The 22,873-nt window shown below is 62.4% G+C and carries 25 protein-coding genes; 22 read left to right on the forward strand and 3 right to left on the reverse strand.

Annotated elements, in window-relative coordinates; translation table 11 throughout:
* The first annotated feature begins 12 nt into the window (after positions 1 to 12).
* Positions 13 to 771 carry a class I SAM-dependent methyltransferase gene (locus tag ABSY17_RS12935; protein WP_378951150.1) on the forward strand — a complete coding sequence of 253 codons (759 nt, stop codon included), beginning with the start codon at positions 13 to 15 and terminating at the stop codon, positions 769 to 771.
* An 18-nt stretch (positions 772 to 789) separates the two neighbouring features.
* Here the strand turns inward: ABSY17_RS12935 and ABSY17_RS12940 are convergent, their stop codons facing one another.
* Positions 790 to 1,353 carry a DUF4864 domain-containing protein gene (locus tag ABSY17_RS12940; protein WP_378951153.1) on the reverse strand — a complete coding sequence of 188 codons (564 nt, stop codon included), beginning with the start codon at positions 1,351 to 1,353 and terminating at the stop codon, positions 790 to 792.
* 37 nt (positions 1,354 to 1,390) lie between these two features.
* On the opposite strand from ABSY17_RS12940, the gene ABSY17_RS12945 reads away from it, so the two are divergent.
* The 8 genes from ABSY17_RS12945 to ABSY17_RS12980 all read left to right on the forward strand — a co-directional run bounded on the left by ABSY17_RS12945 (position 1,391) and on the right by ABSY17_RS12980 (position 8,537).
* Positions 1,391 to 1,627: an Lrp/AsnC ligand binding domain-containing protein gene (locus ABSY17_RS12945; RefSeq protein WP_378951156.1), complete on the forward strand. Its 237-nt coding sequence runs from the start codon at positions 1,391 to 1,393 to the stop codon at positions 1,625 to 1,627.
* A 154-nt stretch (positions 1,628 to 1,781) separates the two neighbouring features.
* Positions 1,782 to 3,194, forward strand: coding sequence for a circularly permuted type 2 ATP-grasp protein (locus tag ABSY17_RS12950; RefSeq protein WP_378951159.1), 1,413 nt, complete (start codon positions 1,782 to 1,784; stop codon positions 3,192 to 3,194).
* Positions 3,195 to 3,237: 43 nt separating this feature from the next.
* Complete coding sequence (locus ABSY17_RS12955; protein WP_378952644.1) at positions 3,238 to 3,609, forward strand: four helix bundle protein; 372 nt, start codon at positions 3,238 to 3,240, stop codon at positions 3,607 to 3,609.
* Positions 3,610 to 3,672: 63 nt separating this feature from the next.
* Positions 3,673 to 4,614 (forward strand): alpha-E domain-containing protein, encoded by a 942-nt coding sequence (locus ABSY17_RS12960; RefSeq protein ID WP_378951162.1) that lies wholly within the window; start codon positions 3,673 to 3,675, stop codon positions 4,612 to 4,614.
* A gap of 12 nt (positions 4,615 to 4,626) precedes the next feature.
* Complete coding sequence (locus ABSY17_RS12965) at positions 4,627 to 5,421, forward strand: transglutaminase domain-containing protein (protein WP_378951165.1); 795 nt, start codon at positions 4,627 to 4,629, stop codon at positions 5,419 to 5,421.
* A gap of 33 nt (positions 5,422 to 5,454) precedes the next feature.
* Positions 5,455 to 6,186, forward strand: a complete 732-nt coding sequence (locus ABSY17_RS12970; protein ID WP_378951168.1) for a peptidase — start codon at positions 5,455 to 5,457, stop codon at positions 6,184 to 6,186.
* 54 nt (positions 6,187 to 6,240) lie between these two features.
* Positions 6,241 to 7,653 carry a pyridoxal phosphate-dependent decarboxylase family protein gene (locus tag ABSY17_RS12975; RefSeq protein WP_378951171.1) on the forward strand — a complete coding sequence of 471 codons (1,413 nt, stop codon included), beginning with the start codon at positions 6,241 to 6,243 and terminating at the stop codon, positions 7,651 to 7,653.
* Positions 7,654 to 7,760: 107 nt separating this feature from the next.
* Positions 7,761 to 8,537 carry a DeoR/GlpR family DNA-binding transcription regulator gene (locus ABSY17_RS12980; RefSeq protein ID WP_378951174.1) on the forward strand — a complete coding sequence of 259 codons (777 nt, stop codon included), beginning with the start codon at positions 7,761 to 7,763 and terminating at the stop codon, positions 8,535 to 8,537.
* 33 nt (positions 8,538 to 8,570) lie between these two features.
* Here the strand turns inward: ABSY17_RS12980 and ABSY17_RS12985 are convergent, their stop codons facing one another.
* Complete coding sequence (locus ABSY17_RS12985; RefSeq protein ID WP_378951177.1) at positions 8,571 to 9,152, reverse strand: BA14K family protein; 582 nt, start codon at positions 9,150 to 9,152, stop codon at positions 8,571 to 8,573.
* A 130-nt stretch (positions 9,153 to 9,282) separates the two neighbouring features.
* Between ABSY17_RS12985 and ABSY17_RS12990 the strand changes: the two genes are divergently transcribed.
* Positions 9,283 to 9,414, forward strand: coding sequence for a hypothetical protein (locus tag ABSY17_RS12990; RefSeq protein ID WP_378951180.1), 132 nt, complete (start codon positions 9,283 to 9,285; stop codon positions 9,412 to 9,414).
* Between the two features lie 32 nt (positions 9,415 to 9,446).
* On the opposite strand, the gene ABSY17_RS12995 is transcribed toward ABSY17_RS12990, so the two are convergent.
* The gene (locus ABSY17_RS12995; protein ID WP_378951183.1) at positions 9,447 to 10,229 is read right to left on the reverse strand and encodes a BA14K family protein; all 783 of its coding nucleotides are present in this window, start codon (positions 10,227 to 10,229) and stop codon (positions 9,447 to 9,449) included.
* Positions 10,230 to 10,555: 326 nt separating this feature from the next.
* Here ABSY17_RS12995 and ABSY17_RS13000 point away from each other — a divergent pair, with 326 nt between their 5' ends.
* From ABSY17_RS13000 to ABSY17_RS13055, 12 genes are all read left to right on the forward strand, one after another.
* Positions 10,556 to 11,356, forward strand: a complete 801-nt coding sequence (locus ABSY17_RS13000) for a Stf0 family sulfotransferase (protein WP_378951186.1) — start codon at positions 10,556 to 10,558, stop codon at positions 11,354 to 11,356.
* Between the two features lie 457 nt (positions 11,357 to 11,813).
* The gene (locus ABSY17_RS13005; RefSeq protein WP_378951189.1) at positions 11,814 to 12,077 is read left to right on the forward strand and encodes a hypothetical protein; all 264 of its coding nucleotides are present in this window, start codon (positions 11,814 to 11,816) and stop codon (positions 12,075 to 12,077) included.
* Positions 12,074 to 12,763 (forward strand): VOC family protein, encoded by a 690-nt coding sequence (locus tag ABSY17_RS13010; RefSeq protein ID WP_378951192.1) that lies wholly within the window; start codon positions 12,074 to 12,076, stop codon positions 12,761 to 12,763. Before ABSY17_RS13005 ends, ABSY17_RS13010 begins: the two co-directional genes overlap by 4 nt.
* 131 nt (positions 12,764 to 12,894) lie before the next feature.
* A complete protein-coding gene (locus tag ABSY17_RS13015; RefSeq protein WP_378951195.1) occupies positions 12,895 to 14,196 on the forward strand; it encodes an epoxide hydrolase family protein in 1,302 nt (433 codons plus the stop codon).
* Between the two features lie 122 nt (positions 14,197 to 14,318).
* Positions 14,319 to 15,098: an alpha/beta fold hydrolase gene (locus tag ABSY17_RS13020; protein ID WP_378951198.1), complete on the forward strand. Its 780-nt coding sequence runs from the start codon at positions 14,319 to 14,321 to the stop codon at positions 15,096 to 15,098.
* Positions 15,099 to 15,140: 42 nt separating this feature from the next.
* On the forward strand, positions 15,141 to 16,196 hold the full coding sequence (locus ABSY17_RS13025; protein ID WP_378951201.1) for an alpha/beta fold hydrolase: 1,056 nt from the start codon (positions 15,141 to 15,143) through the stop codon (positions 16,194 to 16,196).
* Positions 16,197 to 16,258: 62 nt separating this feature from the next.
* The gene (locus tag ABSY17_RS13030; RefSeq protein ID WP_378951204.1) at positions 16,259 to 16,729 is read left to right on the forward strand and encodes a (2Fe-2S)-binding protein; all 471 of its coding nucleotides are present in this window, start codon (positions 16,259 to 16,261) and stop codon (positions 16,727 to 16,729) included.
* 2 nt (positions 16,730 to 16,731) lie between these two features.
* Positions 16,732 to 18,903 (forward strand): molybdopterin cofactor-binding domain-containing protein, encoded by a 2,172-nt coding sequence (locus ABSY17_RS13035; protein ID WP_378951207.1) that lies wholly within the window; start codon positions 16,732 to 16,734, stop codon positions 18,901 to 18,903.
* Between the two features lie 19 nt (positions 18,904 to 18,922).
* A complete protein-coding gene (locus tag ABSY17_RS13040; RefSeq protein WP_378951210.1) occupies positions 18,923 to 19,747 on the forward strand; it encodes an alpha/beta fold hydrolase in 825 nt (274 codons plus the stop codon).
* Positions 19,748 to 19,782: 35 nt separating this feature from the next.
* Entirely contained in the window at positions 19,783 to 20,700 is a 918-nt protein-coding gene (locus ABSY17_RS13045) for an MBL fold metallo-hydrolase (RefSeq protein WP_378951213.1), read from the forward strand.
* A 157-nt stretch (positions 20,701 to 20,857) separates the two neighbouring features.
* The gene (locus ABSY17_RS13050) at positions 20,858 to 21,775 is read left to right on the forward strand and encodes an alpha/beta fold hydrolase (protein WP_378951216.1); all 918 of its coding nucleotides are present in this window, start codon (positions 20,858 to 20,860) and stop codon (positions 21,773 to 21,775) included.
* 236 nt (positions 21,776 to 22,011) lie between these two features.
* The gene (locus tag ABSY17_RS13055) at positions 22,012 to 22,791 is read left to right on the forward strand and encodes an alpha/beta hydrolase (RefSeq protein WP_378951219.1); all 780 of its coding nucleotides are present in this window, start codon (positions 22,012 to 22,014) and stop codon (positions 22,789 to 22,791) included.
* Positions 22,792 to 22,873: the final 82 nt, after the last annotated feature.

Below are 22,873 nucleotides of genomic sequence, written 5' to 3' on the forward strand. Positions count from 1 at the left end.
GGTAGCTAAGCGATGAACAACCGCTACGGAACACTGGCCTCGTGGGTCTATAATCTGGACAAGCCCGTCGGGCGATCATTCGGGGACGTCGAATACTATCGCCAGCGCCTGCATGACTGTGCAGGGCCGATCCTTGAACCTGCTGTCGGTAACGGCCGTTTCTTCATTCCCATGCTGGAAGCCGGGCTTGCAATCGAAGGTTTTGACCCGTCCGAGGAGATGCTCGGCTATTGCAGGAAGCAATGCCGGGAGCGGGGGCTCAAGCCGAAGCTGTCGCGCCAGACCTTCGAGGATTTTTCCTCCGACCGGAAGTTCGAAGCGATCGTCGTTCCGCTGGGATCGTTTCAGTTGATCACTGACCTGGAGTCGGCGAAAAACGTTCTGAAGCGGTTTCATGACCACCTCGCGCCAAATGGCCGGCTGATGGTCGATCTCGATTCGATCGGGGGGTTCCTAGGGGCGGACGGCCGCGTGCGTAGCTGGACGACCGAGGGTGGCGACCTGCTGACGTTGACTGAAAACCGCGTCGAAACCGATTACGTCGCGCAGAAAACCGTTTCTCATCTGCGCTACGAGCATTGGCGAGCCGGGAAACTCGTCGATGCCGAATTGGAGCTGTTCAGCCTGCGCTGGTGGGGCGTTGAGGAGTTCAAGATGGCACTCCGCGAAGCCGGCTTCACTGACGTGGTTGCATCAGGCAACTATCAATTTGGCCAGGCGCCGCAAAAGGCCGACAATACCTTCAGCTTCGAGGCGCGGCGGCCGGCGTAAACATCGGACCGAGCAACCTCACGTGCTTTGCGAGTTGGCCGCGCGCAGCCTGACGCCTGTGATGCGCCAGACACCATCAGGCTGCAATTCGAGCGAATAGACGGCTTCATAGTCCTTGCCGTCCTGGCCGACGATCAGCACCTGCTGGACGATCGCGCTCGCGCCGGTTTGCCGGGACTTGCCAAAGGAAAAGCTCTGGGGATGGCGGACCGGCCGATAGGCGGCGGCCACCATATCCATGAAGGCATCGAGTGTGGGGAAGATGCGTTTCAAGTTTGGCGCGGCGTAGCCATAGGCACCAGCATTGTTGCCGGAACGAAAGGCCTGAAGCTGACCAGAGATGCTGTCCTGCGCCGACCTGATATCGGCATCGCCCGCAATCGTTGGGGACGCGAACAGCAGGACGGCAAAGGCGATTGCAGCTCGGTGCATCCTGGCATCTCCCGATGGATCGCGGAACTGGCTGACACCGTAATGTACCATAACCAGCATCGGTCTTCGCGGTTGCAACGCCGTCGATGAAATGCGGGTGGCTGGGAAGCAGAAGCATTGGCTTGAAAGCGCGGGCCCGTTCTGCGACAAGACCGCCAACGATGGCAGGCCCGGAACGGACGGTGCGATGAAGACCTTTTTCGTGCAGATCAAATGCGAGTTGGGCAAGGCCTATGAAGTGGCGAGCGCGCTGGCGGACGCCGAGATCGCCTCGGAGATTTATTCTACGGCCGGCAACTACGACCTCCTGGCGAAATTCTATGTCGATGACGACGTGGATGTCGGTCATTTCGTCAACGAAAAGGTCCATGCCATCGGCAACATCAAGGACACTTTCACGACTGTGACCTTCCGCGCATTTTGAACGCGGACAGGGCAGGGATACGCCCAAGGCGCGGGCTTGCTGCCCATATGATGGGCAAACTTGAGATTGCGCTGCCGACTGCGTCTTAAATGTGCGATTGCGCTTGATTTTCTCCCACGAGGTCATTTCACTGGCCTCAGAGGGGAGTTTTTCAGTGGTCGCTTTCGACGAAATGCTGCCGGCCGAGGCCGGATTGAGACGGCCCTACGAAGCCTACGATAGCTGGCTCAAGAACCAGGATCCCGCTCGACTTACCGAAAAGATGCGCGATGCCGAACGCGTGTTCCGCAAGACCGGCATCACCTTCGCCGTCTATGGCGAGCAGGAGGCGTCCGAACGGCTGATCCCCTTCGACATCGTGCCGCGCATCATCTCCGGCAACGAATGGCGGCGCCTGACCCAAGGCATCGAGCAGCGCGTGCAGGCGCTGAACGCCTTTCTCGACGACATCTACCATCGCCAGGAAATCCTGCGGGCCGGCCGCGTGCCGCGCGAGCTGATCGCCACCAATGAGGCCTTCCTGCCGGAGATGATCGGGGTCAGGCCGCCGGCGGGTGTCTACACCCACATCATCGGCGTAGACATCGTGCGCATCTCCGAAAACGAATTCTATGTGCTCGAGGACAATGCACGCACCCCTTCGGGCGTCTCCTACATGTTGGAGAACCGCGAGACGATGCTGCAGCTTTTCCCCGAACTGTTCCAGCGCATCAAGGTGCAGACGGTCGAGAACTATCCGCAACTGCTCAGGCAATCGCTGTCGGCCGTGCGCCCGAGCGGTGCGAATGGCGCGCCGACCATTGCGGTGCTGACGCCCGGCAGCTTCAACTCGGCCTATTTCGAGCACGCGTTCCTCGCCGACCAGATGGGCGTGCAACTGGTCGAAGGCCAGGACCTGCGCGTCGTCGACGGCCATGTGGCGATGCGCACCACCGAGGGATACAAGCAGATCGACGTGCTATACCGCCGCGTCGACGACGCCTATCTCGACCCGCTGACCTTCAGGCCCGATTCCGCGCTCGGCGTGCCCGGTATCATGGACGTCTACCGCGCCGGCAACATCACCATTGCCAATGCGCCGGGCACCGGGATCGCCGACGATAAGGCGATCTATTCCTACATGCCCGAGATCATCGAGTTCTATACCGGCCGCAAGCCGATCCTCGGCAATATCCCGACCTGGCGCTGCTCCGAGCCCGCCAGCCTGAAATATGTCCAGGAGCATCTCAGCGAGCTGGTGGTCAAGGAAGTGCACGGTTCGGGCGGCTACGGCATGCTGGTCGGTCCCGCCGCAAGCAGCAAGGAGCGCGAGGAGTTTTCCAGGAAGCTCGCGGCGCGGCCGTCGAATTACATCGCCCAGCCGACACTGTCGCTGTCGACCTGCCCGATCCTGACGGAAAAAGGGCTGGCGCCACGCCACGTCGATCTCCGGCCCTTCGTACTGGTTTCCGACCGCATCCGCATCGTGCCCGGAGGGCTCACGCGCGTGGCGCTGAAGGAAGGCTCGCTCGTGGTGAATTCGTCTCAGGGCGGTGGGACGAAGGACACGTGGGTGTTGGATGATTGAGGGCGAGTAGGGAATAGGGAATAGCGAATAGCGGGAGGGCGAACTGCAATCGACGATCAACTCATACAAGGATCTGGTTGTTTGGAGGGCTGCTGTAGAGCTGGCAGTCAATTGCTACTCGGTGACCAAGGCGTTGCCAGCCAGCGAAGTCTACGGAATGACGTCCCAGATCCGAAGATCCGCCACCTCGATTGCTGCCAATATCGCTGAAGGACACGGTCGAGAGAACACGGGTTCGTTCGTCCAATTTCTTAGAATTGCCCAAGGTTCTCTCAAAGAGCTGGAGACACATCTGATCCTGTGTGGACGAGTTGGATTGATGCGCGAGGCTGAGGCGAGAACGTTGCTCGATCAAGCTGACGAAATTGGGAGAATGGTGCGTTCCATGATCCGGAGTCTGCAACAGAAACTATGACTATCAGCCCTACCTATTCGCTATTCCCTATTCGCCATTCGCTTGCCCGGAGGGCCCTTTGACATGCTCCTCGGACGCACCGCCAACGGCCTCTACTGGATGAACCGCTACATCGAGCGGACCGAGAACATGGCTCGGCTGATCGATGCCGGCCTGCGTATGGCGCTGACCCGCAGCCAGGATGCTTCGGAGGAGTGGAGCTCGGTGCTGCTGTCGGCCGGCGCGGCCAACTCCTTCGCGGCCAAGCATAGCGACTACACGGCTGAAAATGTCGCCGATTTCCTTTTGCGCGACATGTCCAACCCGTCGAGCGCGATCGCGGCGATGGAGACGGCGCGCAACAACGCGCGCATGGTGCGCACGGCGCTGACGCGCGAGACATGGGAAAGCATCAACGAGGCCTGGATGTCGTTGAAACGCATGCTGGCCGCACCTATCGACCAGCGCGAGCTGCCGAACGTACTCGACGCCATCAAGCGCGAGACGGCGCTGATCCGCGGCGCGTTCTACGGCACCATGCTGCGCAACGAGATCTTCGATTTTGCCCAGCTCGGCACCTATGTCGAGCGCGCCGACAACACCGCGCGCATCCTTGACGTCAAATATTACGTGCTGTTGCCCTCGGTCTCATGGGTGGGGTCGTCTCTCGACAACTACCAGTGGGAATCGATCCTGCGGTCGGTGGCGGCGCATCGCTCCTACCGCTGGGTTTACGAGGCTGAATACAAGCCGACCAACATCGCCGAATACCTCATTCTCAATGTGCGCATGCCGCGCTCGCTGACCTTCAGCTACCGCTTCATCGCCGAACATCTGAAATTCCTGACCGAGGATTACGGCGCCCGGCATGCCAGCCTCGACGTGGCCGACCGCACCTATGCCAAGCTGCTCGGCGCCGAGATCAAGGACATATTCGAAGGCGGGCTGCACGAATTCCTTGCCGATTTCATTGGCGACAACAACCGTCTGGGCGAACAGGTTGCCCAGGATTTCGGTTTTTACTGAGCGGACAGGCTGATGCGCCTCAAGGTCACTCATCGCACCGAGTACAACTACCAACAGCCGGTTCGCTACGGCCTTCAGCGGGTCAGGCTGTGGCCCGCAAGCGGGCCGGCTCAGGCCGTGCTCAACTGGACGGTACGGATCGAAGGCGCTCGCGAGGAGGTCCGCTTCCTCGATCAGTTCGGCAACGACACCCGACTGCTCAGCATCGATGGAGAGCCGCACACGATCAGTATCGTTGCAGAGGGTGAGATCGAGACCAAGGATACCGCGGGGGTGTCGGGGCCGCACCGCGGTTTTGCCCCCTTGTGGCTATTCGAGCACCAGACACCGCTGACTGCACCCGGAACGGCGATCCAAGAGCTTGCAGCTGATATCGGTCAGGGCGAGGAGATCGAGCGCCTTCACCGGCTGATGGCACAAATCCAGTCGCGCATTGCCTATGTGCCGGGAACGACCGACACGCAGACGACTGCCGAGCAGGCACTGAACAAAGGCACAGGCGTGTGCCAGGACCACGCACATGTCTTTGCAGCCGCTGCCCGCCTGCTTGGCTTTCCGGCACGCTATGTCAGCGGCTATCTGATGATGGACGAGACGGTGGACCAGGTGGCCAGCCACGCCTGGGCGGAGGCGAATGTCGCCGGCCTCGGCTGGGTTGGCTTCGATGCCGCCAATGGCATTTCTCCGGACGAGCGCTATGTGCGGGTGGCGGTGGGGCGCGACTATCGCGAGGCGATGCCGATTTCCGGAATCCTGATCGGGCAGGCGCAGGAACGGCTTGCAGTCCACATCACCGTAGAGCAGTAATCCCAAGAACAAGCACGTCCCGGACTGGAAACGATGACCTATTGCGTGGGCCTGAAGATCGATCGCGGCCTGGTGTTCATGTCGGACACGCGGACCAATGCCGGCATCGACAGCATCTCTACCTTTCGCAAGATGAAGCTGTGGGAGAAGCCGGGTGAGCGCGTGATCGTGCTGATGTCGGCCGGCAACCTGGCCACCACGCAGGCCGTGGTCAGCCTGCTCGACGAGCGCACCAAGGCCGCCGCCGACCGTGCGCCGACATTGTATGAAATGCCCTCGATGTTCCAGACCGCGCGGCTGGTTGGCGATACGGTCAAGGAAGTGATCGCACAGTCGGCCCCGGCGGGACAGACCGCCGATTCGAGCTTCAACGCTTCGTTCATCCTCGGCGGCCAGATCAAGGGCAGCGAGCCCAGGCTGTTCATGATCTATCCCGAGGGCAATTTCATCGAATGCAGCGACGACACGCCATTCTTCCAGATCGGCGAGACCAAATACGGCAAGCCGATCCTCGTGCGTGCCTACGATCGGCGGATGAGCCTTGCCGAGACCGTCAAGCTGCTCATGGTGTCGTTCGATTCGACCTTGAAATCGAACCTGTCTGTCGGGCTGCCGCTCGATCTCGCCTTCTATGAAAAGGACAGCTTCAAGATCGGCCTCAACAAGCGGATCGGCGCCGACGATCCTTACTACAGCAGCGTTTCTGATGGCTGGTCCGATGCCCTGAAGGCCGCCTTCCAGAGCCTGCCTGACTTTTCGGAATAGCTATCCAGCTCATTGAGTTTCTGGCAAATTCAACCTTTCCAAGGGGAGGTCGCCATGAATTCGAACGAATTTCGCGACTGGTCGCACAGGGCGGCCGACTGGGGTGCCGACTATCGCGCTGGACTGCGTAACAGGCCGGTACGCCCCGATGTCGAGCCGGGAAAGACCTTCCGGGCGATCGCAGAATGCCCGCCCGAACAGGCAGAGGCGATGGACGCGATCTTTGCCGATTTCGAGGCCAAGATCGTGCCCGGCATGACGCATTGGCAACACCCGCGCTTCTTCGCCTATTTTCCTGCCAATGCCGCGCCGGTGTCGGTGGTCGCCGAGTACATGGTGAGTGCGATGGCCGCCCAATGCATGCTCTGGCAAACTTCGCCGGCGGCTACCGAACTCGAGACGCGCGTGGTCGACTGGATGCGCCAGGCGCTGGGCCTGTCGCAGGACTTTACCGGCGTCATTCAGGATTCGGCGTCCTCGGCAACGCTGGCAGCAGTTCTGACCATGCGGGAGCGCGCCTTGGACTGGCAAGGCAACAAGGCCGGGCTGTCCGCCGCACCGCGACTCCGCATCTATTGTTCCGAACAGGTGCACACCTCCATCGATCGTGCCATCTGGGTGGCGGGGATAGGCGAGGAGAATTTGGTGCGCATCCCAACAGCGGGCGCGCACAGGTCGATGGCGCCTGCTGCCCTGGACAAGGCGATCGAGGAGGACCGCGCGAGCGGATATCTGCCTATCGGCATCATCGCCTGCGTCGGGGGGACAAGCATCGGTGGTACGGATGACATCAACGCCGTTGTGACGGTCGCAAAGCGCCATGGGCTTTACATCCACGTAGATGCGGCCTGGGCCGGCTCTGCGATGATCTGCCCCGAGTTTCGGCACTTCTGGGCAGGTGTTGACGGGGCGGATTCGATCGTCTTCAACCCGCACAAATGGCTCGGTGCGCAGTTCGACTGCTCGATACAGTTCATTCGCGAGCCGGAAAACCTGGTCAGGACGCTGGCAATCCGTCCTGAGTTCCTGAAGACACATGGCCGTGACGGCATCACCAACTATTCCGAATGGTCGGTGCCGCTGGGGCGCAGGTTCCGCGCGCTCAAGCTGTGGTTCCTGCTGAGGGCCCACGGCCTGGAAGGTCTTCGTGCCATGATCCGCAATCATGTTGCGTGGAGTGCGGGGCTGGCGGAGCGGTTGCGCCGCGAGCGTGACTTCGAAATCACCAGCGAACCGATGCTGTCGCTGTTCTCGTTCCGCCATGTGCCGCGGGAGGGCACTGACAGTGACGACCACAACCTTTCTCTGGTGGAGAGGATCAACCGCGACGGTCGCATCTATCTCACGCAGACGCGGTTCGACGGGCGGGTGGTCATCCGTTTCCAGGCGGGGCAGTTCGAGACGACCGAGGCCGATGTCGATCAGGCCTTTGACGTGATCGTGGAGCTTGCCCGCAGCGCCAGCTGACGAGTTTCGCAGATGGCCAGGGCGCTACAATTTAGCTTTCGTCGCGCCTTTTCACTGGTTTCGTTTTCTCCTATCGTCCGCCAAAACGAAACCAGGGGAATGCCAAAATGTATCTTTCGCCGCGCCAGTCGGAAATCATCCAGCTCGCCAAGGACAATGGCCGCGTGCTGGTCGACGATCTGGCGACGCATTTCCAGGTGACACCCCAGACGATTCGCAAGGATCTTAACGACCTCTGCGATCAGCGCCTGCTGAGCCGCATCCATGGCGGGGCGCTGTTTCCCTCGGGCATCGAGAACCTCGAATACGAAGCGCGGCGCAAGATCGCGGCCGACGAGAAGGACGCCATCGGCCAGGCGGCAGCGCGCATAATCCCCGACAATGCTTCGCTGTTCGTCAACATAGGCACGACCACGGAGGCGGTCAGCAAGGCACTGCTCGACCACAAGGGATTGATGGTCATCACCAACAACATCAATGTTGCCAATAGGATGCGGGTCTATCCTTCGATGGAGGTGGTGATCGCCGGCGGCGTGGTGCGCGGTTCGGACGGAGGCATCGTCGGCGAGGCGGCAGTGGATTTCATCCGCCAGTTCAAGGTCGACTATGCGGTGATCGGTGCGTCGGCGATCGACCATGACGGTGCGCTGCTCGACTTCGATTTCCGCGAGGTCAAGGTGGCCCAGGCGATCATCGCCAACGCCCGGCATGTCATCCTGGTGGCCGATCGGACCAAGTTCGAGCGCACGGCACCGGTGCGGATCGCGCATCTGTCGCAGATGGACACATTCATCACCGACCAGTGTGAACTGGCAAGCGTCCGCAGGATCTGCGCCGAATCGGACGTGCAACTCATTGAAACGAAAAGACCCGCGCCGCTGTAAGCGCGGGTCGGTCCAGTTGCCGGGGCGGTTCACTCAGCCATAGGGCGAAACGCACTGCCGGCGCGGTCCGCTGTTGGGCTGGAACGTATTGTCGGATGCCCTGTACGACCGATAGCGGTTGTAGCACCACTGCACATGGGCGTTTCCATAGCTGGGCTGTGCATAGTAGGTGGGCTGGTTGGCAACTGCGCTGCCGATTATGGCGCCGCCGACGAAGGCGGCAGCCGGATACCACCAGCCATTGTAGTAGCGATAGCCGGGGCGATAGTCGCGATAGCCGCGATAGCCGCGCCAGTAGCCGCCGTGGACGTGGCGGGGGCCGCGGTAGTAGTTGCGGTTGTAGTGGCCATATGCCGGGCGCCGATAGTGGCCGCGATTGTAGTGGCCGCGGTTGTAGTGGCCGTGCCCACCTCGCCGGTAGTTGCGTGAGTGGCCGCCATGCGATCGATGCCGGCCACCCCGATCATATCTGACATCCTCGACGGCGTTGTCGCCCTTCATATCGCCCTTCAGTTGCAGGGGATGCACAATCGCGGCAGAGACCGGGATAGTTGTCTCCACCGCAAACGACCCAATGATGGCCGTGGCCATCAAAGCACAAATCATCTTGTTCATGATCGTTTCCTCATGGGCCATTGCCTGAAACAGAGCTTGTCCCACTCCAATGACGCCGGAATGGAGCAGGCTCTAACTGCTTGTTCGAACGCGACCTTTTACGAAGCCCGGTTCCCACCCTTCGGGGGTCATGTTCGAGAAGGAAACGATCAAGCAGGGGGAACGTTCCGGTGCCGTGTCGCTCAGCGCAAGCTACCCCTTTGTCCGCAGCGTCCGGGCCGCGAAGTTCGCCTGCATGGTGAAGATTCGAGGATCCGCGTGAGAACGGACCCTCGACTGGCCGGTCAACCGCGGTCAACTATATGGCGAGTAGCACTGCTGGCGCGGACCGCCATAGGGTTGGAAGGTGTTATCGTAGGCCCTGTAAGAGCGGTGGTGGCCGTAGCACCACTGGACATGCGCGTAGGCATAGTCCGGCCCGGTGTAATAGTTGTAGTAGTCGTATGATCCGTCATAGCCTCCGACGAAGAAGAAGGGGAAGAAACGGTCATTGAAATGATCATGGTCGTGGAAGTGGCGATGATCATGGAAGCGGTGGTCGTGGAAGCCGCGATCATCGAAGCGCATGCGGCCGCCATGGTCGGCGAAGGCCATGTGCCTGTTCATCCCGCCGTCGAAGCGGCCATGCCCCATGGAACCGGCAAAATGTCCGCCACCGAAATGGCCACCGCCTCCGCCGAAATGGCCACCGCCACCGAAATGACCTCCGCCGCCACCACCGCCCATCTGCAACATGCCGCGGGCGTCAACCGGTGCCGCGAATGCCATGGCGAACGAGGCCGCGACGGCCGCAGCCATCAAACCTGATATGATCTTGTGCATGAAAGCCTCCTCACAAGAGTTCGTTCCATCAAGGAACAAACGTCTGTGCGACGCGGCATATTCCTGGCGCGCGGCCGGGCGCCCCTTGGTTGTCGGGTTGATCTTCTGCAGCTCGGCGAAGCCGGCATTTTTGTGGCCGAAATCGCCGAGGATCGCGGCCGCGTCATTCAGCTGCAGCGGAAAATCCGCCATCAGCTTGTCCATGATGCCGGGTGCTTTCGCTCGGAATGTGTCCTGGGCGGTGCCCTTGGCCATGCCGATTCCCCTTGGTGGGGTTGGGGCATTTTTGGGAGGCGCGGAATTGCCAATTGGGGGCGAGATCAGTGGAGCTATCCCGGTGCTGATCGGCCCCTACCGCCATTATTTCTGCAAGATGCGGGCCATGTGCGCTCAGAGGAGCTTGAAGGTTAGGACGGCCAGTTCATGGCGGCTAGCTCAGAAGCAGTTGAGGCGCACGCCGCCTCATGCTAACCGAGGTCAACCTCAGGTGGTACGGTGAGGGCTACTGCACAAGGCCATAGATCGTTTTACGACGAATGTGGGGCAACCGATATCTGGTCGTAGGCTGAATAGGAAGGCGGATGATCAACGAACTGTTTTTCACCCCAGGCATTCATGAAAGCAGCGCGCTTGCGGTCTTCGATGGCGCCGTCAAATACTCTGGGGACCCTATCTATCCCTTTCCCCTTTATCTCATCGGCTTTACCAACCGTTCCGGGTCGAATCTGATTGCCGAGCACCTGCAATCCACAGGGCAATTCAGCGGGCTCCAGGAGCGCTTCAATTGGGACGCTATGCCGATCGATGCTGCCGAGTTCGGAGCCAAGTCATTCCCCGAGTTCGTGACGATGATCGTTGACCGAGGGCTTGTCCCCGGGACGGTCTACGGCTTCAAGGCCGGATGGGATCAGATTGCGATGCTGTTGAGGTGGCGCATTGACACCATGTTCTCTGGTGGTGTGCGCGTCATCCACACAATCAGGCGCGACCTTTTGGAACAGGCTGTTTCATTTTCAATCGCTGACCAAACAAAGCGTTGGACAAGTCTGGTCGAAGGCGAGCCGGATGCATCGCCCGTTTTCCGGTTTGAAGACATCGAGGGTCGAGTGGCCGGGGCTGCGCAGGCAAACCAGTTGATCGCCTACCTTTGCAGTCTCTTCGAGATTCCCAGGCTGGAGGCCTACTACGAGGAGTTTGCTGCCGACCCAATTCCTTCGATCCATCGGATCGGTGAATTTGCTGGTCTGGATCTTTCGCAGTGGGTACCTACTGAAACGCGCCTCAAAAAACAAGCGGACGATACCAACATCCAGTTTATTGAGCGCTTCAGAAAAGCAACCAGACAGCAAATTCTTGATGTCGCAAGTCAATATCGCGCTTAGGCTACTCGCCCTGGATTAACGCCGGGACGCTGTAACGAATAGCTGATCGACCTGCGCGTCGCTCAATCCGAATTTTAGTTCAGGCGCGCTGAGGCAAGCGTCGCCGAAGGTGACCGCTATGGCACAGAAGGCCTCTGAGTAGGTCGGTTCTGTAAGAACCGTTTGGTCATGACAGAGCTAGGAATCGCTGGACCTAAAGCCCGATGTCGTCAATTCTCAAGGTGCCCATGCAATCCCACCGCGCAGGAAAGCAGGTCGGAAGTTTCTTATAGGTGATTGTCGCATTGGCTACGGCTCTGCGAGCACATTCAGCACAGCCTTCAGGCGCCATGTCGGCCTGCCGCCCGGCCGCTTCATGAGAAGCTTGGAGACACGGGCGTTTGCTTCGAGCAGATGATGCGTCCCTCATGGCGGGGCATGTTTAGAGCAACATCCTCAGTGCCAGTTGTGATTTCGTGTGCTGATCGATGGAAAAGCGCAAGGCGCGGCCCACGGAATTGCCGTTGACGAACAAGGCTACGGGACGCTGACCAGTCAACATCTCGATCAGCTCGTTCGACAGACAGGACCGACCGTCGATCGCCGGTTTGAGATCGAGTTTTTGGAACCGGTGCCGAGGTCTTTGCGTTCAAGTTCGGATCAGCGCGAAGAGCGAAAGGTGGCGCCTCGCTTGCCGACCGCAATTGATCCTGCAGCACTCTCCTGTTGTTGTTGCCGATGACGGCACTCAAGCCAGAGGAGAACGACGTGCCTCGCACCGTTCCGCAAGATAGCGAATCCGCTGGGGAAACCCCGGCAGCATCCGGCGTCGACTTGAAGCTGGAGGTGGTGATCGTTCCGGTTTCCGACGTCGATCGCGCCAAGGCCTTCTATGTTGGCCTGGGCTGGAGGCTCGACGCCGACTTCGTCAATGGTGACACGTTCCGGGCCGTGCAGTTCACGCCTCCCGGTTCGCCGGCCTCGATCCACTTTGGCAGGGGGCTCACCTCGGCCGCGCCGGGCTCGCAGAGCCTTTACCTCGTCGTGTCCGACATCGAGGCCGCGTGCGCCACACTCGTCGCCCGCGGCGCGGATGTGAGCGAAGTGTTCCACAGGGCGGCGGTCGGCGGCCCGCCGATCAGCGGCCGCGATCCCGAGCGGCGCACCTACAACTCGTTTGCCACGTTCCTTGATCCGGACGGCAACAACTGGCTGCTGCAGGAGATCACCACGCGACTGCCTGGGCGCGTGGACTCTGGCGTCACGGCATTCACCTCGGTTAGCGATCTGGCGGACGCCATGCGACGCGCGTCGGTCGCCCATGGCGAGCATGAGAAGCGCAACGGCGGCCAGTACGATGTCAACTGGCCGGACTGGTACGCCGAGTACATGGTTGCGGAACAGTCCGGCAAGGCATTACCCGAATAAGCGACGGCCAGGTGGTGGTTCGCCGGCCGCCGGGGCGCCTCCGGAGGCGTGCATGTCACTGGCATCGCACTCCCGGTTCTATCGGACGATCGTCCTTGGTGTCCAAATCCGCAACGGAAGAGGAGAGCCTCATGTCCATTGCATCGAACTCACCCACACGGCGTGATCTGCTTGCCACTACGGCTGCCGCGGCAGCTGCGAGCCTGCTGCCGGGCGCGGCGCAGGCGCCCCCCGGCGGCGAGGCGATACGCCCCTTCACCGCCAGCTTCCCGCAGGAGGATGTCACAGAGCTTCTGCGGCGCGTCGCGGCCACCCGGTGGCCGGATAAGGAGACCGTCACTGATGACACGCAGGGCGTGCAGCTCGCGACCATGCAGAATCTCGCCAGATACTGGGCGACGGACTACGACTGGAGCAAGATGCAGACGCGGCTCCAGGCCCTACCGCAGTTCGTCACCGAGATCGACGGCCTGGACATCCACTTCATTCATGTCCGCTCCAGGCATGACAACGCGCTGCCGGTGATCGTCACACATGGATGGCCTGGCTCGATCATCGAGCAGCTGAAGATCATCGAACCGCTCACCGATCCGACGGCGCATGGTGGCAGCGAGGCCGACGCCTTTCATGTGGTGATCCCGTCGCTGCCGGGTTACGGCTTCTCCGCCAAGCCGACGATGCCGGGCTGGAACCCGCCTCGCATCGCGAAGGCGTGGGCGGTGCTGATGCCTCGTCTCGGCTATCCGAAGTATGTCGCGCAGGGTGGCGACTGGGGCAACGCTGTCTCGGAGCTGATGGCGGTGCAGGCGCCGCCGGGATTACTCGGCATCCACACCAACATGGCCGCCACCGTCCCTGCCGACATCGCCAAGCTGCTCGCGGCAGGCGGCCCGCCGCCCGCAGGCCTCTCGCCCGACGAAAAACGCGCCTGGGATCAGCTCGACGATTTCTACAAAAACGGGCTAGGCTATGCCATCGAGATGAACAACCGTCCGCAGACGCTGTACGGGATCGTCGACTCGCCGGTCGGCCTGGCAGCATGGATGCTTGACCACGACATTCGCAGCTACCAGCTGATCGCGCGCGTCTTCGATGGAAAGACCGAAGGGCTGACGCGCGATGATATTCTCGACAACGTCACGCTCTATTGGCTGACGAACACCGCCATCTCATCGGCGCGCCTCTATTGGGACAATGCGCATTTCCCGTCAGGGGGCTTCTTCGACCCCAGGGGCATCAAGATCCCGGTCGCCGTCAGCGCCTTTCCCGATGAGATCTACCAGGCCCCACGGAGCTGGGCGGAGAAGGCCTATCCGAACCTCATCTACTACAACGGGCCCCCCAAGGGCGGGCATTTTGCGGCCTGGGAACAGCCCGCGGTGTTTGCGGAGGAGCTCCGCACGGCCTTCAGGCCGCTGCGACAACAATTGTGAAGTGATCGGGCGGAACGCCCCGCCGGGGCTGGCGCTTACTATTGGCGTGGGCCCAGCCCAGGCTTTCGCTGACAGCGTCGCGACGGATCGGAAGCGATCCGTGAATTTGGATGGAGACGCACATGACGGCCATTCAACATATCAGGACCGCCTTGCTTGGAGCCGCACTGCTCCTTGGGGCGGCCGCAGGCCTACTGGCGGCGGCAGCGGCGCAGCCTGCCCAGCCGACCGTCGTGCTTGTGCATGGCGCTTTCGCTGACGGCTCGTCCTGGGCCGAGGTCATCCCGCTGCTGCAGGCCGAGGGGCTGAACGTGGTGGCGGTCCAGAACCCGCTGACCTCGCTTAGCGATGACGTTGCCGCGACCAGACGCGCCATTGCCACCCAGGCGGGACCGGTGGTGCTGGTTGGACATTCCTGGGCGGGAACCGTGATCACCGAGGCCGGAAACGACGATCGCGTCAAGGCCCTGGTTTATGTTGCCGCCTTCTCGCCCGGGGACGGTCAGGCGACGTCCGATCTGACCAAGAACTATCCGACCCCGCCGGGGTTGGCCCATCCTCAGGTCGATGCCGCCGGCTTCCTGACGCTGTCGGCCGCCGACATCGCCACCTACTTCGCTCCCGACGTTCCCAAGGAAGTATCGAACCTGATCGCGGTCACGCAGGGGCCGGTGCGCGCCGCGAACTTCGACGAGAAGATGACGACGGCGGCGTGGAAGTCGAAGCCGAGCTGGGCGATCGTCACCGAGGACGACCAGATGATTGCTCCCAAGCTCCTGGCGGACAGCGCCAAGGCCATGAACGCCCATGTCACGCCGATCAAGGCCAGCCACGTCGTGATGCTGTCGCATCCTAAGGAGGTCGCCGCCGTCATTCTGGAAGCGGCACAATCCGCCAAATGACGGCCCGCCGCCGCACGCCGTGTCAACCAGGAGCGCACCATCATGGACGAGATCGAAGGTTCCAATCCGGTTGATCAACGCCGCCGACTTTTCCTCGGCGAGGTTGTGGCATCGATGATGACGATCGAACTCGGGATGATCGGGCAGGCACGTGCAGCGGGGACGGCAGGCGCCGGCAAAACCGCTACAAGTGGAGGCTCATTCGAGGCGCTCAAGCAGATCGACGCCGGCGTGCTCAACGTCGGCTATGCCGATCTGGGCTCTGCCGATGGCCCACCGGTCATCCTGCTCCACGGCTGGCCCTACGACATCCACACCTATGCTGACGTCGCGCCCATCCTGGCCTCGAGGGGATACCGCGTGATCGTGCCTTATCTGCGCGGCTACGGCACGACGCGCTTCCTGTCGGCCGCGACGATGCGCAATGGCCAGCAGGCGGTGGTCGCCGCCGACATCATCGCGCTGATGGACGCGCTCAAGATAGGCAAAGCCACGATTGGTGGCTGTGACTGGGGCGCCCGCACGGCCAACATCATGGCCGCGCTTTGGCCGGAGCGCTGCAAGGCGATGGTCTCGGTGAGCGGCTATCTCATCGGCAGCCAGCAGCTTGGCAAGGTGCCGCTGCCGCCGAAGGCCGAACTGCAGTGGTGGTACCAATATTACTTCGCTACCGACCGCGGCCGCTCCGGTTACGCGATATACACGCGCGATTTTGCCAGGCTGATCTGGCAATTGGCCTCGCCGCAATGGAAATTCGACGACGCCACCTTCGAGCGCAGCGCGGCTGCCTTCGACAATCCGGATCACGTGGCGGTTGTCATCCACAACTACCGCTGGCGTCTTGGACTGGTCGAAGGCGAGGCACAATTCGACGGACTGGAGGCGCGGCTCGCCCAGGGGCCTGTCATCGGCGTGCCGACGGTCACACTGGAGGGCGACGCCAACGGTGCGCCGCATCCCGACGCGAGCGCCTATGCCAGGATGTTCTCGGGCAGATACGCGCACCGCGTCATCACCGGCGGCATCGGCCACAACCTTCCGCAGGAGGCGCCCCAGGCCTTCGCCGAGGCGGTGATCGACGTCGACACCGATTGTTAGCACCATCAAGGGGGCACCAACCGGTGACCACCGGACCCTCGCGGAATGGAAAGGAAAACATCATGGCCTTTACCATCGAGATCAACGGAAAGCCGCATAGTGTCGATGTCGACGACGACACGCCATTGCTATGGGTCCTGCGCGATGTGATCGGCATGACCGGCACCAAGTTCGGTTGTGGAATGGCGCTGTGCGGCGCGTGCACCGTACATATCGATGGCGTCGCGACCAGATCCTGCATCACGCGAGTGGACAGCATCGGCGGGTCGAAAGTGACGACCATCGAAGCCATCGGTACGACCCCGGCCGGGGCGGCAATCCAGAAGGCCTGGCTCGATCACCAGGTCGTGCAATGCGGCTATTGCCAATCCGGGCAGATCATGTCGGCGGCAGCCCTGCTGGAGAGCAATCCAGATCCGAGCGATGCCGACATCGATGACGCGATGAGCGGCAATATCTGCCGCTGCGGGACCTATGTCCGCATCCGCGAGGCGATCAAGCTCGCCGCGCAAGCCGGCAAGAATGGAGGCTGATCATGGCTCGCGCTCGCACACCCTGCCACGACTGCAATCTGTCCCGTCGCAACTTCCTGGTGATCAGCGCTGCCGCCGGTGGCGGGCTGATGCTTGGTCTCGCTCTGCCATTCGGCCGGGGGGAGGCCGCTGGTTCGGCCGACTTCGCACCCAACGCGTTCATTCGTATCGGTGGTGATGGCGAAGTCGTCATGATCATGCCTTATGTCGAGATGGGGCAGGGCACCTACACCGCGATCCCGATGCTGATAGCGGAGGAACTCGAAGTGAACCTGGCGCAGGTTCGCCTGGAGCATGCCCCGCCGAACGAAAAGCTCTATGCCAACCCGTTGCTGGGCGTGCAGGCGACCGGCAATTCGAACGCGATACGCGGCGCCTGGAAAGGCATGCGCGAGGCCGGTGCGGTCGCGAGGACAATGCTGGTGGCGGCGGCAGCGGCGCGCTGGGGCGTCGATCCGGCGACTTGCCGCGCGCAGGACGGCGAGGTGATCCACGAGCAGACGGGCCGACGCGCCAAGTACGGCGAACTTGCCGCCGAGGCGGCAAAAATGCCCGTTCCCGAAAATGTACCGCTCAAGGCTCCACGGGACTTCAAGCTGATCGGCACGCCTGTCAGACGGCTGGATGCGCCGGGCAAGGTCAATGGGACGGCGGTCTATGGCATCGACGTCCGTCCGGAGGGCGTGAAGGTCGCCACCCTCGCGCAGTCGCCGGCCTTCGGTGGCCGCGTGAAGAGCGTCGACGATACGGCGGCCCAGGCCGTCAAGGGCGTGCATCAGGTCGTCCGGCTCGACGATGCCGTGGCTGTCGTCGCCGATCACATGGGCGCCGCGAAGAAGGGCCTGGAAGCGCTCAAGATCGAGTGGGACGATGGCCCCAATGCCGGGCTCGACACGGAGCAGGTTGCCCGTCAACTAGAACAGGCAACGCTCGGCTCCGGCGCCGTGGCGCAGAATATCGGCGATGTCGAGAAGGCAATGGCGAGCGCCGTGACCAAGGTCGAAGCGAGCTATGAGGTGCCGTTTCTGGCGCACGCCGCGCTCGAGCCGATGAACTGCACGGTGCATTTTCGCAACGACGAGTGCGAGATCTGGATCGGCAGCCAGGCCGTCGCCCGCGTCCAGGCGATGGCGGCCGAGGCCCTGGGCCTGCCGCAGGATAAGGTCATCGTACACAATCACCTGATCGGCGGCGGCTTCGGACGCCGGCTCGAGGCGGATGGCGCAGTCCGCGCCGTCCAGATCGCGAGGCACGTCGACGGCCCCGTGAAGGTCGTGTGGACCCGCGAGGAAGATCTCCAGCACGACATGTACCGGCCCTACTGGTTCGATCGGATCTCCGCAGGACTGGACGGGGAGGGCAGGCCGGTTGCCTGGTCCAATCGCTTCGCCGGGTCCTCGGTCATCGCGCGATGGGCTCCCCCCGGCTTCAAGGACGGCCTCGATCCCGACACGACGGAAGGCGCCATCCATCTGCCCTATGATCTGCCAAACTTCCACCTCGAATATGTGCGCGTCGAACCGCCAGGCATCCCGACTGCCTTCTGGCGCAGCGTCGGTCCCTCGCACAATGTCTTCGTCACCGAGAGCTTCATCGACGAAATGGCCGCGGCAGCGAAGCAGGACCCCGTCGCCTTTCGCAGGGCGCTTCTTTCCAACTCGCCGCGGGCGATGGCGGTGCTCGACCTCGCCGCGGAAAAGGCCGGCTGGGGGGAAGCAATGCCGAAGGGAAGAGGGCGGGGCGTTGCGCTGCAATTCGTATTCGGCAGCTACCTTGCCCAGGTCGCCGAGGTCGAAGTGGTGAAGGACGGCTCCGTTCGCGTTCATCGTGTGGTCTGCGCCGCCGACATCGGCACAGCCGTCAATCCCGACACCGTCCAGGCGCAGATACAAAGCGGGATCATGTTCGGCACCACAGCGGCGCTCTACGGCGAAATCACCCTGAAGAACGGGCGCGTCGAGCAGGCCAATTTCGACACCTACCAGATGCTCCGCATCAACGAGGCCCCGGCGATCGAAGTGCACGTCGTGCAAAGCGAGGAACCTCCCGGGGGATTGGGCGAAGCCGGGACTTCGTTGATCGTCCCGGCGATTGCCAATGCCATCTTTGCTGCGACCGGCAAGCGGCTGCGCAAGATGCCGGTCGACCCCGAGATGTTGAAACAGGCCGGCTGAACCGCAATGGAGGAACGTAATGAACACGATCACGACCAGTGACGGCACGGAGATCTTTTACAAGGATTGGGGCACGGGTCAGCCAATCGTCTTCAGCCATGGCTGGCCGCTCTCGGCCGACGATTGGGACACGCAGATGCTGTTTTTTCTCAGCAAGGGCTTCCGCGTGATAGCTCACGACCGGCGCGGCCATGGTCGCTCGACGCAAACCAGCGACGGCCACGACATGGATCACTACGCCGATGACCTGGCAGCGCTCACCGCCCATCTCGACCTCAAGGATGCCATCCATGTCGGTCACTCTACCGGCGGCGGCGAAGTCGTCCACTACATAGCGCGCCATGGCGAAAGCCGGGTGGCGAAGGCCGCGATCCTGAGCGCCGTGCCGCCGCTCATGGTGAAGACGGAGGCCAATCCTGGCGGCTTGCCGAAAGATGTATTCGACGGCCTCCAGGCACAAGTGGCCGCTAACCGGGCCCAGTTCTACTACGATTTCGCGGCCGGGCCGTTCTATGGCTACAATCGGCCTGGTGCGAATCCTTCGCAGGCGGTGGTCTGGAATTGGTGGCGCCAGGGCATGATGGGCGGCGCCAAGGCACACTATGACGGCATCGTCGCCTTCTCTCAGACCGACTTCACCGAGGACTTGAAGAAGATAACCGTCCCGGCGCTGGTGATGCACGGCGATGACGACCAGATCGTGCCTTATGCCGATTCCGCCCCGCTGTCGGCAAAGCTGCTGAAGAATGGCACCTTGAAGACCTACAAAGGCTACCCGCATGGCATGCCGACCACCAATGCTGAAACGATAAACGCCGACCTGCTCGCCTTCATCAAGGGTTGAAGCGCGCGTAGGTGGCCGATGCGCAGGAGGCAAGCATGAGTTTGGACATTACCTCACACCCCGGTAGGCCGGGGCCTGACGAGTTGGTTCCGTCGCGCTATGCGCTGCGGGTCGGCGATATTGACGTCATGGTGATCAGCGACGGAGTGTTGTCGCTGCCAGGGGCGATGTTGGGCCACAACGTCGACCCGGCCGTCCGCGCGGCGTGGCTGGAGGACATGTTCCTGCCGCCGGACGAGATCGAATGGGCGCTGAACGTGGTCGTGGTGCGCAGCGGCGGCCGGACCATCCTCGTCGACGCTGGGCTCGGCGCGGACCCGGACCTGAACTTGCCGCGGGCCGGACGGCTGGTCCAGCGACTGGAAGCCGCCGGCGTCGATCTCGCCTCCGTGACCGACGTGGTGCTCACCCATCTGCACATGGACCACATTGGCGGGCTGCTCGTCGACGGGGTGAGGGACCGGCTGCGTCCGGACCTGCAGATCCACCTGGCGGCGGCCGAGGCCAGGTTCTGGGCGTCGCCCGATTTTTCGCGCGTCTCCATGCCGCCGGGGTTCCCGGACGCGCTTCGGCGGGCGGCCACGCGGTTCCTGAACGAGTACCAGAGCCAGTTGCGGCCGTTCGAGGCGGAATGCGAGGTCACGCCGGGGGTGCTCGTCCGCCGCACCGGCGGCCACACCCCCGGCCACAGCGTGGTCCGCCTGGCGTCCGGAGGCGACCGGCTGACGTTCGCCGGCGACGCCGTGTTCCAGGTCGGGTTCGAGCACCCCGACTGGTACAACGGCTTCGAACACGACCCCGAAGAGGCGGCCCGCGTCCGCGTCCGGCTTCTGCGGGAGGTGGCGGCGAACCGCGAGGCGCTGGTGGCCACGCACCTGCCGTTCCCGTCGATCTGCCATGTCGCGGTCGACGCCGACGCCTTTCGCTGGGTGCCGGCTCCGTGGGAATATTGACTGCTGAGTGGGGTAGGGCCGAACGACGACCGCATGCGAAAGGTGGGTGTGGGAACACAGTCTGGTCCTGACGACGCAGCGACCTAATCTATTGTGTTCCATCGGGGCTGAAGTGGCGGCCGAACCGGCCGCCCACCCGATCGGTGGGAGGCAGAGAATGTTGAAATTCCTCCTCGCTCTCGGGCTGCTGGCTTTCGCCGCGCCGGCCATCGCCCAGGTTCCCGACTTTCCGGCCTCGTTCAAGACACAGGAGATCGCGACCAACGGCGCGACGATCCATGTCCGCGTCGGCGGCAGCGGGCCAGCCGTGGTCCTGCTCCACGGCTATGGCGAAACCGGCGACATGTGGGCGCCGATGGCGGCCGAGCTCGCCCGCGATCACACGGTGATTGTCCCGGACCTGCGCGGGCTCGGCCTATCGTCGAAACCGCAAGGCGGCTTCGACAAGAAGACCCAGGCCGGTGACGTGACCGGCGTGCTCGATACCCTCAAAGTCGACCGCGCCGATCTGGTAACGCACGATATCGGCAACATGGTCGGGTTCGCCTTCGCGGCTCAGCACCCCGACCGGGTCAAGCGCTTCGTGCTGATCGACGCTCCCGTTCCGGGTGTCGGCCCGTGGGAGGAAGTCCTGAAGAACCCGCTGCTGTGGCACTTCCGCTTCGGCGGACCGGACATGGAACGCCTCGTTTCCGGGCGCGAGCGCATCTATCTCGACCGCTTCTGGAACGAATTCTCGGCCAGTCCGAGCCGGTTCAGCGAAGCTTCGCGTGAGCACTACGCCAAGCTGTACGCCTTGCCCGGCGCCATGCACTCGGGCTTTGCCCAGTTCGCCGCCTTTGATCAGGATGCAATCGACAACCGCGCGTTCCTCGCTGCCGGAGGCAAGCTGACGATGCCGATTTTCGCGATCGGTGGCGAGAAGTCGTTTGGCCCGATGATGGCGACCGTGATGCGGGCAGCAGCTACCGATGTGACCGAAGGCGTCGTTCCCGATTCCGGCCATTGGATCATGGAGGAAAACCCCGAAGCAACGACCAAGATGGTCCGAGCATTTTTGGATGTTGGCCAATAGTGCTTTCGCCAAGGGACTGCCGGCGAGCTGGAGGCGGTGGGCAGCCAATGTCTGCTGTTCGCAATTCAGCCTTCCAAGAAAAGCCCGCGTTGTGGGCTTAACGCCCCGGCAATGGCGCCGCACGAAGCTTGAATAGTCTTGGCCGGATCGTTCCACGTTTGGCCGGTTCATTCACGACCCATGAGGGTGCGCTTCATAGCATTTTGGCTGCCAAGGTTCTGAAAGGAGAACTCCAGATGTCGAGTTTGTTCACTTTGCTTGCCGCCGCCTCCGCGCTTGCATTGGGCGTCGGCGCAACAGCAACTAAAGCTCAGGCCGCCGATGTGAAATCCGTGGTGCTCGTGCACGGCGGTTTCGTCGACGGCTCCGGATGGCAGGGCGTCTACGATATCCTGACGAAGGACGGGTACGACGTGACGATTGTCCAGAACCCGACGACCTCGCTGGCAGATGACGTCGCCGTCACCAGGCGCGCCATTGCCGCGGCACCCGGTCAGGTGGTCCTCGTGGGGCATTCCTACGGCGGCGTCGTCGTGTCGGAGGCCGGCACCGATCCCAAGGTTGCGGCGGTTGTCTACATCGCGGCCTTTGCGCCCGATGCCGGGGAGTCGGTTGCGAGCCTGATCGCCAACCCGGCGCCGGGCGCACCGGTGCCGCCGATCCTACCTCCGGTCGACGGCTTCCTGTTCCTGGACAAGGCAAAGTTTGCCGCTTCGTTTGCGGCCGACGTTCGGCCGGACATCGCATCCTTCATGGCCAACTCACAGGTGCCGTGGGGCATGGCCGCCCTTGAGGGCAAGGTCACGGCCCCCGCCTGGAAGGCGAAGCCGTCCTGGTACCTCGTTGCGACGGAAGACAAGATGATCCCGCCCGAGGCGCAGCGCGCGATGGCCAATCGTGCCGGCGCAACGGTCTCCGAGGCGAAGGGCAGCCACTCGATCTACGTCTCGAAGCCGCAAGCGGTGGCTGCGGTCATCGAAAACGCCGCGAAGGGTGCACAAACGGCGGCACAGTAGATGCGGGCGACTCGTCCTGGATGCGGGTCAGATTATTAGGAGAGCGGGCAGAAATGCTGCTCGCTTTCCAGCCAGTGCTGAC

This window comes from Mesorhizobium sp. ANAO-SY3R2 (assembly GCF_042466635.1).
Lineage (GTDB): Bacteria > Pseudomonadota > Alphaproteobacteria > Rhizobiales > Rhizobiaceae > Aminobacter.